Annotated in this window: 7 protein-coding genes; all 7 read left to right on the top strand. The window is 69.8% G+C overall.

Going from position 1 to position 17513, the window contains the following annotated elements; translation table 11 throughout:
• Positions 1-70 precede the first annotated feature (70 nt).
• From ACJH5R_RS11470 to ACJH5R_RS11440, 7 genes are read left to right on the top strand one after another with little or no spacing between them, the layout of a single operon-like run.
• Positions 71-817 (top strand): thioesterase II family protein, encoded by a 747-nt coding sequence (locus tag ACJH5R_RS11470; RefSeq protein ID WP_406758583.1) that lies wholly within the window; start codon positions 71-73, stop codon positions 815-817.
• The gene (locus ACJH5R_RS11465; RefSeq protein ID WP_406781964.1) at positions 810-2126 is read left to right on the top strand and encodes a polyketide synthase; all 1317 of its coding nucleotides are present in this window, start codon (positions 810-812) and stop codon (positions 2124-2126) included. Before ACJH5R_RS11470 ends, ACJH5R_RS11465 begins: the two co-directional genes overlap by 8 nt.
• On the top strand, positions 2120-5065 hold the full coding sequence (locus ACJH5R_RS11460; RefSeq protein ID WP_406781963.1) for an SDR family NAD(P)-dependent oxidoreductase: 2946 nt from the start codon (positions 2120-2122) through the stop codon (positions 5063-5065). Before ACJH5R_RS11465 ends, ACJH5R_RS11460 begins: the two co-directional genes overlap by 7 nt.
• Positions 5058-11591, top strand: coding sequence for an amino acid adenylation domain-containing protein (locus ACJH5R_RS11455; protein WP_406781962.1), 6534 nt, complete (start codon positions 5058-5060; stop codon positions 11589-11591). Before ACJH5R_RS11460 ends, ACJH5R_RS11455 begins: the two co-directional genes overlap by 8 nt.
• On the top strand, positions 11588-16006 hold the full coding sequence (locus ACJH5R_RS11450; protein WP_406781961.1) for an amino acid adenylation domain-containing protein: 4419 nt from the start codon (positions 11588-11590) through the stop codon (positions 16004-16006). Before ACJH5R_RS11455 ends, ACJH5R_RS11450 begins: the two co-directional genes overlap by 4 nt.
• Positions 16003-17283 carry an NADPH-dependent L-lysine N(6)-monooxygenase MbtG gene (mbtG, locus tag ACJH5R_RS11445; RefSeq protein WP_406758588.1) on the top strand — a complete coding sequence of 427 codons (1281 nt, stop codon included), beginning with the start codon at positions 16003-16005 and terminating at the stop codon, positions 17281-17283. Before ACJH5R_RS11450 ends, mbtG begins: the two co-directional genes overlap by 4 nt.
• Positions 17264-17494: an MbtH family protein gene (locus tag ACJH5R_RS11440; RefSeq protein ID WP_406758589.1), complete on the top strand. Its 231-nt coding sequence runs from the start codon at positions 17264-17266 to the stop codon at positions 17492-17494. Before mbtG ends, ACJH5R_RS11440 begins: the two co-directional genes overlap by 20 nt.
• Positions 17495-17513 lie beyond the last annotated feature (19 nt).

The following is a 17513-nucleotide window of genomic DNA, read 5'->3' as shown; positions in this document are numbered from 1 at the left end:
GGCCTCCTATAGGGGTAACCTAACGCAGGGAAATTAGGGCAGCCTTTACTAATACTTGCGAGGGGATCGGATGGCCGTCGACGACACCTCGGCCGTCGCGCAGTTCCCCTCCTGGATCGGGCGCTTTCCCGGTCCCGGCGCTCCCACTTTGGTCTTCCCGCACGCCGGCGGAACCGCGGTCAACTACCGACCCCTGGCGCTGGCCCTGGCCGCCGGTGCCGACACCTACGTCATGCAATATCCGCAGCGTGCCGACCGTTTCCGCGAACCGGCCGCCGAAACCCTGCCGGAACTGGCCCGCAGCCTGTTCGACGCCGCGCCCTGGCACCAGCTCGGGCCGCTGCGCCTGTTCGGGCACAGCATGGGATCGCTGGTCGCGTTCGAATTCGCCCGGCTCGCCGAAGAGCGCGGCATCGAGATCCAGCGGCTGTGGGCTTCGGCCGCGCCCGCGCCCGGCCTGGTGGCCGGCCTGCGTAAGGTGCCCACCGGTGACGCCGACCTGCGCGCCGAACTCGCCCAACTGGGCGGCACCGACCCGCGCATTCTGGCCGACGAGGAATTCCTCACCCTGCTGTTGACCCCGGTGCGCTCGGACTACCTGGCGTTCAACCGCTACCAGTGCGCACCCGAGGCGACCATCAGCGCCGACATCATGGTGCTCGGTGGCCGCTCCGACGACCGGGTCGGAGCCGACCTGCTGGAGCGCTGGGCCGACCACACCACCGGCGCCTGCGCGATGTCGCTCTACGACGGCGGGCACTTCTACCACTACGAGCACATCGAGACCTTGGCGAAGCGGATCATCGCCGATGAATGATCGGCGCGAGGACCCGGTCGTCATCACCGGCCTCGGCGTCGAGGCTCCCGGCGGGATCGACACGGCCGAACAGTACTGGTCGCTGCTGGCCGACGGCCGTGAGGCGCTGAGCGCCATCCCCGAGGACCGGGACTGGGCGGTGCGTGAACTCATCGAGGGATCGCACCGCGATGGCTTCAAGCCGATCTGCAACGCGGGCGGATTCCTCTCCGGCGCCGCCGAATTCGACCCCGGATTCTTCGGTATCGCGCCACGCGAGGCCGTCGCTATGGACCCGCAGCAGCGGGTGGCGCTGCGGGTGGCCTGGCGCGCCCTGGAAGATGCCGGCATCAATCCCGACGAGCTCACCGGCCACGACGTCGGCGTGTACCTGGGCGCGTCGGTCACCGGCTACGGCCCGGACATGGCGCAGTTCAGCGCGCACAGCGGTCATCTGCTGCCGGGCACCGCACTGTCGGTGATCTCCGGCCGGATCGCCTACACCCTGGGGCTGGCCGGCCCGGCGATCACCGTCGACACCTCCTGTTCGTCGGCGCTGTCCGCGTTGCACCTTGCGGTGCGGGCGATTCAGACCGGTGACACCGACATGGCGCTAGCCGGCGGGGTGTGCGTGATGGGTTCGCCCGGCTTCTTCGTCGAGTTCTCCAAGCAGCACGCGCTCTCCGATGACGGCCATTGCCGGCCGTACAGTGCCGCCGCCACCGGAACGGTGTGGGCCGAGGGTGCCGGAATCTTTGTGCTGCAACGAAAATCGGCCGCGCTGCGCGACCGCCGCCACATCTACGGCGAGATCCTGGCCAGCCGGCTCAACCAGGACGGCCACACCACCGGCCTGCTCACGCCCAGTGAGGCGGCCCAGCAGCGACTGTTCCGCCACGCCCTGGCCGACGCCGGCGTGCGCCCCAGCCAGGTCGGGATGATCGAGGGCCACGGAACCGGAACCCGGGTCGGGGATCCCGTGGAACTGCGTTCACTGATCAGCGTTTACGGCACCGACACGACGGCCGATACGGGCCCGCGGCTCGGTTCGGTCAAATCCAACATCGGACATACCCAGGCCGCGGCCGGGGCACTCGGGTTGACCAAGGTGCTCCTGGCCGCCGAGCACCAGGCGATCCCGGCCACCCTGCACGTCCGCGACGGCTGGCACGACGGCATCGACTGGGATGGGCACCCAATCACGCTGGCCGAGACCATCACCGCCTGGCCGGCGAGCGACGGCCGCCGGATCGGTTCGGTGTCGGCGTTCGGGATGAGCGGCACCAACGCGCACCTGATCGTCGGGGTGGACGAGGTCGCGCCGTGCTGAACAGCCACCCGACCACTCTGCCCGACGGCCGGATCCCCGTGCTGATCTCGGCACACGCCCGCGACCTGGTGGCTGCCGAGGCCGGGGCGCTGGCGCGTTACCTGCACACGCATTCCGCCGGGGTCGAGGCGGTCGCCCAGACGCTGCGGGCCACCCGGTCGGTGCGCCGCTATCGCGCGGTGATCCGGGCCCGCGATACCGCCGAGCTCGTCGCCGGCCTGGATGCCGTCTACCGCGGCGTCGAGCACCCCCTGGTGGCCCGGTCGCACCAACCCGAGGCCGCTCGCACCGCTTTCGTGTTCCCGGGCCAGGGGAACCAGTGGCCCGGCATGGGAGCCGAGCTGCTCGGCCTCGCGGCTTACCGCGCCGAGGCGGACCGCTGCCATGACGCCTTCTTGCGTGCCGGGCACGCTTCGCCGCTGAGCTACCTGCGCGGCACCGATGACGCCGACCCGGTGGTGGTGCAGGCCGCCCAGTTCACCCACGCCGCGGCACTGGCCGCCACCTGGCGGCACTTCGGCGTGCTGCCCGACATCACCGTCGGGCACAGCCTGGGGGAGCTGGCCGCCGCCTACACCGCCGGCGTGGTGGATTTGGATGCCGCCGTGGCGGTGGTCGCCGCACGGGCACAGCTGACCGACCTGCTGGCCGCCGACGCACCGGTCCGGTTCGGCATGGCGATGATCGCCCTGAACGCCGACGCCGCCGCCGACATGATCGCCGCCACCCCCGGGTGGCTGGAGCTGTCGGTGGTCAACGGCCCCGAATCGGTGGTCGTCTCCGGCGAATTACCGGCGATACAGCACATTCTGGAGTGCGCCGGCCGGCGCGGAGTCTTTGCCCGCGAACTGCCGGTGCGCTATCCGGCGCACACCAGCGCCCTGGAGCCGCTGCGAGACCAGTTGACCGGGAAGCTTCCAGACGCTCAATTCCACAGCGCCCCGGTGGAATTCATCGGATCGGTGTACGGCGGTCCGATCCCGCTCGCGGCAACGTTCCGCCAGTACTGGTTCGACAATCTGCGCCGGCAGGTGCGGTTCGACCTGGCCGCCGCAGCCGCGGTGGCGCGCGGGGTAACGACGTTCATCGAGATGTCGGCGCATCCGACCCTGCTGGTGGCGCTCGCGGACTCGGTCGGGCCCGCCCAAGTGCTGGGCAGCACCGAGCGTGACCAGCCGTCCGGCGAGGCGCTGGCAACCAACATCGCAGCCGCGGCGATCGCCGACCCCGGCTACCGCTGGCGCGACTTTGCGCCGGATGCTCCTGCGCTGCTGCGGCATTTCCCGCACGCACCGATGCACACCAACCGGCTGTGGGCAGGCACGGAAACGTCCGCGCCCCGCCACCGCATGCCGGTGGTCATGACCGAACGCTGGCTGCCGTTGACCGAGCCGGGGCGGCGGCCCACGCGGGTGGCCGTCATCGACTATTCCGGGCAATCGCCTGGTCTGACCGCGCAACTCACGGCGGCGCTGGATGCCGAAGTGGTGGACCAGGCCGACGCCGAGTTCCTGCTTCTGGTCGCTCCGCTCGCCGACTCGGTCGATATCACCGCCGCAGCAACCGAGTTCGCCGAGAGCGCGGTCGGTCAAACCGCCGTTCTGCCCGGACAGAACTGCCGCCGGGTATGGCTGGTGACCCGCGGCGCCGAGTATCTCGATGGTGATCCGGCACCGAGCCCAGGTGCCGCGGCGTTGGCTGCGCTGCACCGCAGCGCCGGATTCGACTACCCGGACCACACATTCGCGCACCTCGATCTGCCGGTGCAGCCCACTGCCGCGGACCTGCGTGCCGTGGGTGCCGCACTCTGGCTGACCGACACCGAGGTGGCAGTACGTGCCGGACGCTTGGCGACCCGCCGATTGGTCGAGTCTGTCGAGTCCAAGGCCGCGGCAACGGTGCCCACGGTCCCGGAGAACGTGGTGATCAGCGGCGGTACCGGTGCCATCGGAATGGCCTACGCGACGTTCTGCGCCGACCACGGCGCCCGCGACATCGTCCTACTCAGCCGCAGCGGGGCCAGCGATGCCATTGCCGCGCAGTTGGATGCGCTGCGTGCGCGTACCGGGGCGCGTATCACCGCGATCCGCTGCGACATAACCGACGACACTGCGATAGCGGCGGTCATCGCGCAGTACCGGCCCGTTCCGGCCGGCCTGCTGGTGCATACGGCGTCGGCAGAAGCTGTGGCCGCATCGCAGATTACGGCCGAGGCGGTGCGGGACGCGTTTGGCGCCAAGGTGATCGGACTGGACAACCTGGCACGGCACTGGCCGCTGGACGCCGACGCACGCGTGCTGGTCTGCTCCTCGGTACTGGCGCTGTGGGGCGGCTCGGGACACGGGCTCTACGCGGCGGCCAACCGGATGGTCGACACGTTGGTGGGACGGCTGCGAGCCCAGGGCCTGGGCGCCACCTCCATCCGCTGGGGACTGTGGCGCAGCGTGGCTGTGGTCAGCGGCGAGGAGAAGGACCGGATCGCCCGAACGGGCCTCACCCCGATGGCCCCGGAGGCCGCGATCACCGCCGGACTTCTTGCCGCGCCGGGCGACCCGGCGATCCTGGCCGCCGATTTCGATCGACTGGCGGTGTTCTTCGACAGCCAGGGCGTTCCCTCGCCGTTCGAGGCATCGCTGACCGCCGCAACGGTGGAGGGGCAGGCCGATCGCCCGATCGGTGAGGTGGTGGCGGACGAACTGGTGACGGTGCTCGGCTTGGAAGGCCCCGACGACATCGACATGCACCGGGCCTTGGTCGATCTCGGCCTGGATTCACTGCTTGCGCTGGACCTGCGCAAGCGCTTGGGGCGGGCCACCGGCCTGCGTGTGGCGCTCGGTCCACTGCTGGCCGGAATGACTGGAGCCCAGCTGACGGCGACGCTGCGTGACGACGCAGCGCCGGCCGCGGCTACGGAAAGGACTGTGTTCACCCATGACTGACGCCGTCGACCAGGCGACCGACGCCAACGAGCTGCGGCTGGAACTGTTGCGCCGTCGACTCGCCGAACGCGGGCTGGCTGCCACGTCGGCATCGGAGCCGGATTCCGGGCCGACCAACGGGTCTGGGCCGCTGACCATGAGTGACGGACAGCGCCGGATGTGGTTCGTGCAGGCGCTTGACCCGGACGGCGCGCTGGCCAACATTTCGGTTTCCTACCGGCTGAACGGCCCGCTGGACGGCGCCCGGCTGCAGGCCGCGCTGGCCGCTGTTGCCGCGCGCCACCCGGTGCTGCGCACCGTCTATTCCGTCGACGACGCGGGCGAACCCCACCCGGTGATCGCCGAGGTCACGCCGGGCTTTGCCACCCACGACCTGTCCGACCTTGCCGAACAGGCCCGGGCGCTGCGGCTGGAAGTACTGGCTCAGCGAGAATTCGGCACCCCGTTCCGGCTGGACACCGATGCACCGCTGCGGCTCACCCTGATCCGGGTTGCACCAGACGAACACATTCTGCTGCTGGTAGCCCACCACATCGCCTGGGATGACGACTCCTGGGCGGTCTTCTTCGCCGACCTCACGGCCGCCTATGCCGACCCGGAACAGTTCGCCACCCGCCCGCCCGTACCGCATCCGGTCGCACCGGCAGGCTCCGGCCACGAAGCGGAGCTGAAGTACTGGCGCACTCTGCTGGCGGACCCGCCGGATCCCCTGGAGCTGCCCGGCCCACATGGCTCGGCGATACCCAGCACGCTGCGCGCCGGATTGTGCACCCGCACCCTGCCCGCCGGGTTGATGTCTGACATCGCCGATCTGGCGCGCAGCAACGGCGCTACGCCCTACATGGTGATCGCCGCGGCGCTGTCCGCTCTGATCCAGCGCTATACCGCCACCGACGACTTCCTCATCGCCTCACCGGTGCTCAATCGCACTGCTGGCACCGAAGGGGCCATCGGCTACTTCGGCAACACCGTGGTGCTGCGTGCCCGGGTCGTCGCCGCGGACCGCTTCAGCGAACTGCTGGCTCGGACCCGAGACGCCGCACTGGGGGCATTCGGCCACCAGGGCATCAACCTCGACCGGGTGGTGCGCGAACTCAACCCGGATCGCCGGCACGGGGGAGTGGAACGACTCACCCGGCTCAGTTTCGGTTTCCGCTCGACACAGGGCGGCGGATTCCAGCCGGATGGAATCACCTGCACCCGGGCCGATTACCGCGGCAAGGTCGCCCAGCTGCCGCTGGGGATCATGGTGGAGGCCGACGCTGACGGCGCTTTGATCGAGGCCGAATACCTGCACGACGTGCTCGACGAGGGATTGGTCGAGCAGTTGCTGCGCCACCTGGTGCAGCTGCTGTCCGCCGCCGTGGCACAGCCCCAGACGACCGTCGGCGAGCTGGACATCCTCGGCGACGACGATCGGGCCTGGCTGGACGCGATTTCCCGCGGACCCGACTTCGTCCCGCCTCCACAGGCGCCGGCCACCCTGGGCTCGCTGGTGGCCGACCGGGCCGCGGCCACCCCGAACGCCATCGCCGTCGTCGACGACCATGGCAAGTACAGCTACGCCGAGATCAACGCGCGCGCCAATCGAATCGCACACCACCTGATCGCGGCCGGCATCGGCACCGAGGACAAGGTCGCGGTGCTGTTCGGCCGCTCGACGGATCTGGTGGTCACCGCCTTGGGTATCGCCAAAGCCGGCGCCGCCTACGTTCCTGTCGACCCCGAATACCCGACGGACCGTATCGAATTCATCCTCGGTGACGCCCGTCCGTCGATCGTGCTGCGTGAACCGCTGACAGCGGACGAGCTGGCCGGCCGGCCCGACACCGACCCGACCGACGCCGAGCGGGTGCGTCCGCTGCGGCCTGAGAATCTGGCCTACCTCATCTACACCTCGGGTTCGACCGGGTTGCCCAAGGGTGTCGAGGTCTCCCACGCCCCGATCACCGAGTACCTGGTCTGGTTCGGCGGCGAGTACGGCATCGACGACACCGACGTTCTGCTGCAGGTCGCCTCGCCGAGCTTTGACGTGTCGATAGGCGAACTGTTCGGCACCCTGGGAAACGGTGCCCGGCTGGTGATTCCACGCCCGGACGGTCTTCGCGACATCGGCTACCTGACCGACCTGCTGCAGCGCGAAGGCGTCACCGCCATGCACTTCGTGCCGTCCCTGCTGGGCCTGTTCCTGTCGCTGCCCGGCGTGAATCAGTGGCGCACCCTGCGCCGCATCCCGATCGGTGGAGAACCGTTGCCGGGCGAACTCGCAGACAAGTTCCACGCCACCTTCGATGCCCTGCTGCATAACTTCTACGGCCCCACCGAGACCGTGGTGAACTCTTCCCGATTCAAGGTGGAAGGACCCCAGGGCAACCGGATCGCGCCGATCGGCAGCCCGAACATCAACACCACCATGTGGCTGCTCGACGACGCCTTGGCGCCGGTGCCGGTCGGAGTGATCGGCGAGATCTACATCGGCGGAACACATGTGGCTCGCGGCTACTTCGACCGTCCCGGACTGACCGCCGAGCGGTTCGTCGCCGACCCGTGGACGCCCGGCCAGCGGCTGTACCGTACCGGGGATCTGGCCCGCCGCAATGCTGCCGGCGACCTGGAATTCATCGGCCGCGCCGACGACCAGGTCAAGGTCCGTGGTTTCCGGATCGAACTAGGCGAGGTGGCCTCGGCCATCTCGGTGGATCCGAGTGTCGGCCAGTGCGTGGTGGTGGTCTCGGACCTTCCCGGGTTGGGCCGCAGCCTGGTCGCCTATCTGACCCCCGCCGGCCCTGGCGCCGGGGAAGATACCGTCGAGATTCCGCGGATCCGGGCCCGGGTGGCCGCGGCGTTGCCGGAGTACATGGCGCCGTCGGCCTACGTGGTGGTCGACGACATCCCGATCACCGCGCACGGCAAGATCGACCGCGCTGCGTTGCCCGACCCGCAGCCGATCGAGAGCACGCCCTACCGGGAGCCGCAGACCGACACCGAACACGTGGTGGCGCAACTGTTTGCCCAACTGCTCTCCCGTGACAAGGTGGGTGCCGACGACTCGTTCTTCGACCTTGGCGGTCACTCGCTGCTGGCCACCAAGCTGGTTGCGGCGATCCGGGCCCGTTGCGAGGTGGAGATCGGCATCCGGGAGATCTTCGAGGCCAGCACGGTGGCCCGACTGGCCGCCGCGATCGATCGGGCCCCGGCTGCGCAACCCGACGGGGCCGGGCGACCGCCGCTGGTCGCCGTGCCGCGCTCCGGGAATCTCCCGGTCTCGGCGTCCCAGCTGCGAACCTGGTTCGCCTACCGACTGGACCCGAATGCCACCGGCGACAACATTCCGCTGTCGGCCCGGCTCACCGGGCCCTGCGACACCGCCGCGCTAACCGCCGCGATCGGTGACATGGTGGCCCGCCACGACAGTCTGCGCACCACGTTCCGCGAGATCGACGGTCTGCCGCATCAGGTGATCAATGCGCCCGCGGCAGTACCGGTGACCGAACTGCAGTGTCCCGAAACCGATCCGGGTGCCGTCACCGCGTGGACGCGAGCCCGGCTCGACGAGCAGCGCGCTATCGCATTCGACCTGGAACGGGATTGGCCGATCCGGGCGGCACTGCTGCACCTGCCCGGCGACGAACGGGTGCTTTCCCTGGTGGTGCACCACATCGCCGCCGACCACTGGTCGGTCGAGGTGCTCTTCACCGACCTGCTGATCGCCTACCGATCCCGTGCCGCCGGTTCCGCGCCGGCATGGGAGCCGCCGGCGTTGCAGTACGCGGACTTCGCGCATTGGCAGGGCGAACTGCTGCGTGACGAGTCCGGGTTGATCGAGGCGCAACGCCGCTATTGGATCGAGCAGCTGGCCGATCTGGCCGACGACACCGGACCGCGGCCGGACTTTCCCCGCCCCGCCACCGCGAACGGCTCCGGTGACTCGGTCGCATTCAGCGTCCCCCCGCAGGTGCGGGCCGGGCTGGCGGCGCTGGCCCGCGAGACCGGCGCCACCGAGTTCATGGTGGTGCAGTCCGCGGTCGCGGTGCTGATGCATCTGGCAGGCAGCGGCGACGACATCCCGCTCGGCGTACCGATCGCCGGACGCACCGACAACGCACTGGACAACCTGGTCGGGTTCTTCGTCAACATCGTGGTGCTGCGAAACCGGTTGTCCGGCAACCCGACACTGCGCGACGTGGTAACCCGGTCGCGGGAAGCCGCACTGGGCGCCTACGCCCACGCCGACCTGCCGTTCGACCGGCTGGTGGAGGCGCTCAACCCGGTCCGGACGCTGTCGCGCAACCCGCTGTTCCAGGTGGTGGTCCACGTCCGCGAGGCCGCCGACGTCACCCACGTCATCGACACGGGACCCGACGGCGACCTGGTCTTCCGCACGGTGATGCCCACCTTCGACATCGCCCATGCCGACTTGTCGGTGAACCTGTTCACCACCAAGGGGGCCGACGGGGAAGGCTATGACGGACATCTGATCTACCGCACCGACCTCTACGAGCGCGCCACCGTGGCGCGACTGGCCGACTGGCTGGGCCGGGTGCTGGCGACCATGGCAGGCGATCCGGGACGGGCGCTGCGCGACATCAGCCTGGTCGACGAGGAGCAACGCGAGCGCATCCTGCAGCGGTGGAGCCGCGGTGCCGAGATTCCCGCGGGCGATCCGCAAACCATCGCCGACGTGCTGGCGCCCAGCCGCAGCTTCGACAGCGTCGCCGTGCGATGCGCCGGAGCCGAGCTCACCTATCCGCAGCTGCATTCCCGCTCCGACCGGCTTGCCGAGCTGTTGATCGCCGCCGGCGTGGAACCCGGAACCCTGGTGGGTCTGTCGGTGCGCCGCGACCTGGATCTGCCGGTGGCGCTGGTCGGCATCATGAAGGCCGGCGCCGGCTACTTCCCGCTGGACCCGAGCTATCCGAGCCAGCGACTCGAGTTCATGATCGACGACGTCGCGCCGAAAGTGATACTGGTCAGCGCTGCCACCCGGGATGCGATTCCGGCACGGGACGGTGTCACGCTGCTGTGCCTGGACGACGCCGATGTGCAGGAGGAGCTGACCAGAGACGTTGCCGGGGTGAATCTTCCGGTGCCGCACCCCGATGACCCGATGTATCTGGTGTTCACCTCCGGATCCACCGGCATGCCCAAGGGCGTGCTCGGTACCCACCGGTCGATGAGCGCACGCCTGAACTGGCAGATCGCCCACTACCCGGTCAGCGGTGACGACATCCGCCTGGCCCAGTCGTCGATGACGTTCCTGGAAGGCGGCATGGAGATGCTGGCCGGCCTGGCCGCCGGAGCGACGCTGATTCTGGCCGACGACGATGAGTTCCGTAATCCCGAAGCACTGGCACGGCTGATCGTGGACGAGCGGGTGGCTCAGGTGACCGCGGTGGCGAGCCTGATCTCGGTGCTGGTCGACTCTGCACCCGAGGCCGTGCGCGGGCTGCGAAGGCTGGTGTGCAGCGGTGAACCCGTCTCGGCGGACCTGCTGGCCCGGCTGGGCGGGGCGCTGGATCCGAACGCTCAACTGCTCAACAACTTCGGTGCCACCGAAACCTCCGGTGCGGTGGTGCGCGGTGAACTGGAGCCGCCCACACCGAAACTGGGCCGGCCCACGCCCGGGTCTCAGGCCTACCTGCTCGACGACGCACTGCAGCCGGTGCCACCCGGGGTGGTCGGCGAGGTCTACTACGCGGGCCCGCAGATCGTCCGCGGCTACTGGAAGCGGCCGGGACTGACCTCGACCCGCTTCGTCGCCAACCCGTTCTCCAAGACCGCGGGCGACCGGCTCTACCGCAGTGGTGACCGGGCCCGTTGGACCGTCGACGGAGTACTCGAATTTGTTGGCCGCACCGACCACCAGGTCAAGGTGCGTGGCTTCCGGGTGGAGCTGGCCGAAGTGGAGGCCGCGTTGCGCGGCGCACCGGGAGTGGCGACGGCCGCCGCCCGTACCTGGGACCAGCGCGGTGTCACCACGCTGGCCGGCTACCTGGTACCTGCGACCCCGGTCACCGACGCGGCGGAGTTCATCGCGTCGGTGCGTGCGGCCGTGGCCGCAACGCTGCCCGGCTACATGGTCCCGTCATCGCTGACGGTGCTCGAGGCCATGCCGTTGACGGACTCCGGGAAGCTGAACCGGCCCGCGCTGCCGCAGCCGGCGGTGGCCACGCGCGGCGCTTCGGACCCACCGGTCACCGCCACCGAACAGACCCTGGTCGGAATCTGCGCCGAGCTCTTGGGTGTCGCGGCAATCGGGCGCAGCGACGGCTTCTTCGAGCTCGGCGGCGACAGCATCCTGTCGGTGCAGCTGGCCGCGCGGGCGCGCGCGGCGGGGCTGGACGTCGACCCGCGGATGATCTTCGAGCACCCCACGTTCGCCGAACTGGCCGCCGCCGTCGACGCTGCGGCCGCGGCCGGTGGCACCCCAGCAGCCGCCGACACGGCGTTTGAGCCGATGAGCGTCTCGGGTCTGAGCAGTGACGCACTGGCCGATCTGACTGCGGCATGGGGTGATTCGCCGTGACCGAGACTGCATCTGCGCACAGCACTGCGGCTCCTGCGGCGATCGAGGATGTGCTGGCGCTCTCCCCTTTGCAGCAGGGATTGTTCTCGCTGGCCAAGCTCGCCACCGATGACGGGGGCGGGGTGGACGGTGTCGACGTCTACACCGTGCAGTTCGTCATCGATATCGAGGGCGCCGTCGACCCCGGGCTGTTGCGACGCAGTGCCGAGGCGATGCTGGTCCGCCACGCAAACCTGCGGGCGTCATTCTGGGACGTCGACCTGCCGCACCCGGTGCAGATCATCCCGGCGACAGCAGCTCTTCCGTGGCGTGAGATCCATTCTGCGCCAACTGAATTCGATGAGATCGCGCGTATCGAGCGCACCACGAACTTCGATTTGGCCCGCGGACCGTTGCTGCGTTTCGTGCTGGCCCAGTCCGCCCCCGAGCGGTACCGGCTGATCCTCACCGTGCACCACCTACTGCTCGACGGATGGTCGATGGCGGTGTTCTTCGACGAAATGGTGGCGATCTATCGCGCCGGCGGCGTCGACCCGCTGCCGCCGCCGCGCCCCTACCGCGACTACATCGGCTGGCTGACAAGCCAAGACACTGCCGCCGCGACCCAGCGGTGGCGCGACTACCTGGCCCCGCTCAGCGCCCCGACCATGCTGGCCGGTGGTGAGCGAGCCACGGTGGGCAGCGCCGTCCCGCAGACCCACGAGGTAGCGCTGGACAGCGACGCCACCGCGCGCCTGACCGAGTGGGCCCGTCGGCATGGGCTGACGCTGAACACCGTGCTGCAGTTCGCCTGGGCGGTACTGCTCGGCCGCCTCACCGACCGGACCGACATGGCGTTCGGCGCGGTGGTGTCGGGTCGCCCACAACAGCTCACCGGCGTCGAAACCATGGTCGGCCTGTTCATCAACACCGTCCCGGTGGCCGCGTCGACACCGCCGCGCGCCGAGGTGGTCGCCACCTGCCAAGCGCTGCAACGCGACACCGCGGCCATGCGCGACCTGGGCTACCTGAGCCTGTCGACGGTGCAGCGGGCCAGCGGCAACGCGGTGTTCGACACCCTGCTGGTCTTCGAGAATGCGCCCATCGGCTCGGCGTCGGCGGGGGTCACCACCCCCGATGGGGTGCGCTTCATCCCGGTCACGGTCGAAAGTCTGACGCACTATCCGCTGACCCTGGTCAGCTATCCACCCCGCGACGGTCGGCTTACCGTGCTGCTCGAAGCGATCCCAGATGCGCTGGGGGAGTTATCGGTTCCCGATCTTGGGCAGCGGCTGCTGCAGGTGCTGCGCCAGCTGGCCGACCCGGCGCGGCCCCGCATCGCCGATTTGGACGTGCTGTTGCCCGTCGAGCGGGCCCGCATCGCCGATCCGGCGGTGGACGTGAACCCGCCCACCTCGGTGCCCGCTCTGTTCACCGCGGCCGCCGCAGCGCACCCGGACAGTCCGGCGCTTACCGGCGAGGATCGCAGCCTGACCTACGCCGAGCTGGCGGCCGAAGCCGCCGGTTTGGCGCGGGCGCTGGCCGGGCGGGGGATCGGTCCCGAAGACCGGGTCGCGATAGCACTGCCCCGCTCGCTGGATTCGGTCATCGCGATCCTGGCGGTGCTGCAGGCCGGGGCGGCCTACGTTCCCGTCGACATCAGCCTGCCCGAGGCGCGCATCGAATCGATTCTGCGCCAATCTGGTCCGAAGCTGACGCTGACCGTCGAACTGCTGGCCGAGTTGCGTTCCGAAGACGCTGTGCACATCGCGACTCCGACCGCGATCCACCCCGACTCGGCCGCCTACGTGATCTTCACCTCGGGATCCACCGGAGAACCCAAGGGCGTCGTCGGCACGCACCGTGCGCTGGCGTCGTACTTTGCCGACCACCAGCAACGCATGTACGCGCCCGCCGTGGCCCGCCTGGGCCGGGCGCTGCGCGTCGCGCACGCCTGGTCGCTGAGTTTCGACGCGAGCTGGCAGCCGCTGGTCGGCCTGCTGGGTGGTCAGTGCGTGCACCTGTTCTCCGCCGACGAGATGCGTGATGCCGAGGCGATCATCGACGGTATCCGCCGGCACCGGCTGGACATGATCGACACCTCACCGTCGATGTTCACCCAGCTGTTCGACGCCGGCCTGCTTGATGCCGGCTCGGACCACCGCCTCACCGTGCTGGCGCTGGGTGGGGAGGCGATCGCCCCGCACACCTGGGCACGACTGCGTGCGGCGCCCTCGACGGCGGTCCACAACTGCTACGGACCCACCGAGACCACGGTGGAAGCCGTCGTCGCCGACGTCGCCGACACCGATGTTCCGGTGATCGGAGAAGCGGTGCGGGGCATGAGCGCTCACGTACTGGACTCCGTGTTGCGCGAAGTGCCTGACGGGGTGGCCGGCGAGCTGTACTTGGCTGGCGCCCAGGTCACCCGTGGCTATCTGGGTCGCGCCGGGGCGACCGCGGCTCGCTACGTCGCCGACCCGTTTCGCACCGGCGGCCGGATGTATCGCACCGGGGACCTGGTCCGGCGCCGGACCGATGGCCGCCTGGTCTACCTCGGCCGGGCCGACGACCAGGTCAAGGTGCGCGGCTATCGGGTCGAGATCGCCGAGGTCGAGGCGGCCCTGATCGCGGCGGCCGGGGTGACCGCCGCCGCGGTACTGCCCGTGCAGGGGCCGGCCGGAACCCAACTGGCCGGCTTTGTCACCGGCGCGCAGGTGGACACCACCCGGGTTCGCGCCGAGATCGGCGCCCGGCTGCCGTCCTACCTGATACCTGCCCGGATCACCGCGGTGGAATCGATGCCGTTGACCGCCAACGGAAAACTGGACACCGAGAAGTTGGCGGCGCTGCTGGCGCAGTCCGGTCCGCTCGGCGGCGGGGTAGAGCCGGACACCGACACCGAACGGATCCTGGTGGAACTGCTGGCCGAGGTGTTCGCCGGCCCAGAGGGCCCACAGAATGCCGAGGGTTCAGCCCCGGGGGTCGAGAACGATCTGCGTGAGCTGGGTTTGGACAGCATCGTCGCGCTGTCGATGGTGCGGGCGGCCCGCCGGCGCGGCCTGCCGTTGCGTCCGCGGACCATCTTGAGCTGCAACACGATTCGGGACGTGGCCGCGGCCTTGGACCGCGAAGTGGCCGAAGCCGACGAGGCGGCGCAGCGCGACGGTGCGCAGGCGGCCGACGGGCCGATTCCGCTGCTGCCGGCCGGCCGCTGGCTCTACCAATACGGCAGCCCACGCCGATTGGGGCAGGTCGAAGCGATCCGGCTGCCCGACGACACCGACGGCGAGCAGCTGCGGGCTGCCCTGGCCGCGATCGTCGCCGCGCATCCGCTGCTGCACACCCGACTCGACCCGGCCGAGCTGACGCTGTACCCGACCGAGCCCGTCGACGTCCTGACCGAGGTCGCGGTCAGTACGGCCGACCTTTCGGTGGTCACCGAGCACGGCACCCGACTGTTGGAGAGCCTGGATCCGGCGAACGGAGTCATGCTGCAGGCGGTGTGGCTGCGCGAGCCCGACGGCGCGGGAGTGCTGATGCTGTGCGGGCACGTACTGGCACTGGACCCGGTGTCGTGGCAGGTGATCCTCGGTGAACTGCACGCCGCGCTGGCCGGGGCGGATCCGCTGCCGGAGCGCAGCGGCTACCGGCGCTGGGCGAGCGCACTGCACGAGCGTGCGCAGAGCCTGGACACGGTGGACTTCTGGGCCGCCCAGCTGGCCGGCGACGACCCGGATCTGGGTGCTCGGCGAGTCGACCCGGAACGCGATCGCGCCGGCGATCTCACGGTGTCGGTGACCGTCGCCGACCGGGTGCTGACCGCTGCGCTGTTGGCCTTGCCGGTTCCGATGCATGACCTGCTGGTTGCGGCGACCGCGCGGATGGTCACTGCCTGGCGGGCCCGCCGCGGGCAGGCCGGCGCGACGCCGCTGCTGGCCTTGGAGACCCACGGGCGTGCCGAGGAGGTTGTGACAGGTGTCGATACCGCCGACATCGCCGGACTGTTGTCGGCGATCTATCCGCTGCGGGTGGCCCAGGCAGACCCGGCCGGGGTGGCGCGCGCACTGGCGGACATCCCGGGCGGCGGAATCGACTACGGGCTGCTGGCCTATCTGCGTGCCGACACCGCCGACCTGCTGGCGGCTCAGCCGGGGCCCCAGCTGTTGCTGAACTACCTGGGCCGGGTCGATCGGGCCGGGGGCGGGCCGGCGGTGGCTCCAGACCTGATCGCCGGGCTGCCGTCGGTGCCCGAACCCGGCCAGGCGGTACGCCACGAGCTGAGCGTCTTCGCCGCGGTGGCCGACCTCGGGGCGGGGCAGGCGCTGATGACCCAATGGCGCACGTTGCCCGATATCCTCGGCGACGCCGAGATCACGGCATTGCAAGAGCTGTTCACCGACAGCCTGGGCGAGCTGGTGGAGGAACTGCGATGAGCACACTTGCGGTGGTGGGCGCCGGGGCCAAGGCCGTCGCGGTGGCCGCTAAGGCCGCCGCGCTGCGCGAGATGGGCGTCGCCGCCCCGGACGTGGTCGCCGTCGAACGCACCGAGGTCGCCGCCAACTGGCGCGCCGCCGGAGGCTGGACCGACGGTGCGCATCGGCTGGGCACCAGCCCGGAGAAGGACGTCGGCTTCCCGTACCGCTCGGCGCTGGTGGCCGGCCGCAACGCCGAACTCGACGAGCGAATGACCCGCTACGGCTGGCAGTCCTATCTGATCGCCACCGGCCAGTTCGCTGAGTGGGTGGACCGGGGCCGGCCGGCCCCCACCCACTTGCGGTGGAGCCAGTACCTGCGCTGGGTGGCCGATGCGGTGCGGCTCAACGTGATCCCCGGTGAGGTGGAGCGGCTGGGGGTGAACGGCGCCGGTTGGGTGCTGCACACCCGCGAAACCCAGGTCGCCGCAGACGCGGTGATGATCACCGGTCCGGGCCAGGCCGAGAAGTCGATCCTGCCTGGCAATCCGCTGGTGCTCTCCATCGCGCAGTTCTGGCACCGGGCTGCGGCCGACCGGATCAGCGCCGAGCGCGTCGCCGTCATCGGGGGCGGCGAGACCGCCGCATCGATGCTCAATGAGCTGTTCCGGCACCGGGTTTCGACGATCACCGTGATCTCCCCGCAGGTGACGCTGTTCACCCGAGGGGAGGGATTCTTCGAGAACGCGCTGTTCTCCGATCCCACCGACTGGACAGCGCTGACCCTGGCCGAGCGGCGAGATGCGTTGGCCCGCACCGACCGCGGGGTGTTCTCGGCCCGGGTGCAGGATGCTCTGCTGGCCGACGATCGGATCCGTCACCTGCGGGGAAGGGTGGCGCATGCGGTGGCCCGGGACGGCCGAATCCGGCTGACACTGAGCACCAACCGCGGCGGTGAGAACTTCGAGACCGTGCACGGTTTCGACCTGGTCATCGACGGCTCCGGCGCGGACCCACTGTGGTTCGTGTCGCTGTTCGGCCAGGACACCTTGGACCTGCTTGAGCTGGGCCTGGGCGGCCCGCTTTCCGGCGACCGGTTGGCCGAGGCGATCGGGCACGATCTGGCCGTCACTCACGTCACCCCGAAGCTTTTCCTGCCCAACCTTGCCGGGCTCACCCAGGGGCCTGGCTTTCCCAACCTGAGCTGTTTGGGACTGCTGTCCGACCGGGTGCTGGGCGCCCACCTTTCTGCTGCGCCACCGATACCGAGGAGATCCGATGAGCACCAATCCCTTTGACGACGAAAGCGGCAGCTTCTACGTGCTGGTCAATGACGAGGAGCAGTACAGCCTGTGGCCGACGTTCGCCAATGTTCCCGCCGGGTGGCGAGTGGTCTACGGAGGTGAACAGGGCGCCGACCGCGCGGCCTGTGTGGAGTACGTCGAGCAGCACTGGAACGATCTGCGGCCCAAGAGTCTTCGTGATGCCATGGCGGCCGAACGGGGGTAGCCTTGCTCCGGAAACCGTC

Source organism: Mycobacterium sp. SMC-19, assembly GCF_045310815.1.
Lineage (GTDB): Bacteria > Actinomycetota > Actinomycetes > Mycobacteriales > Mycobacteriaceae > Mycobacterium.
Note: the sequence above shows the minus strand (reverse complement) of the source record. Positions and strands in the feature narration are given on the sequence as shown.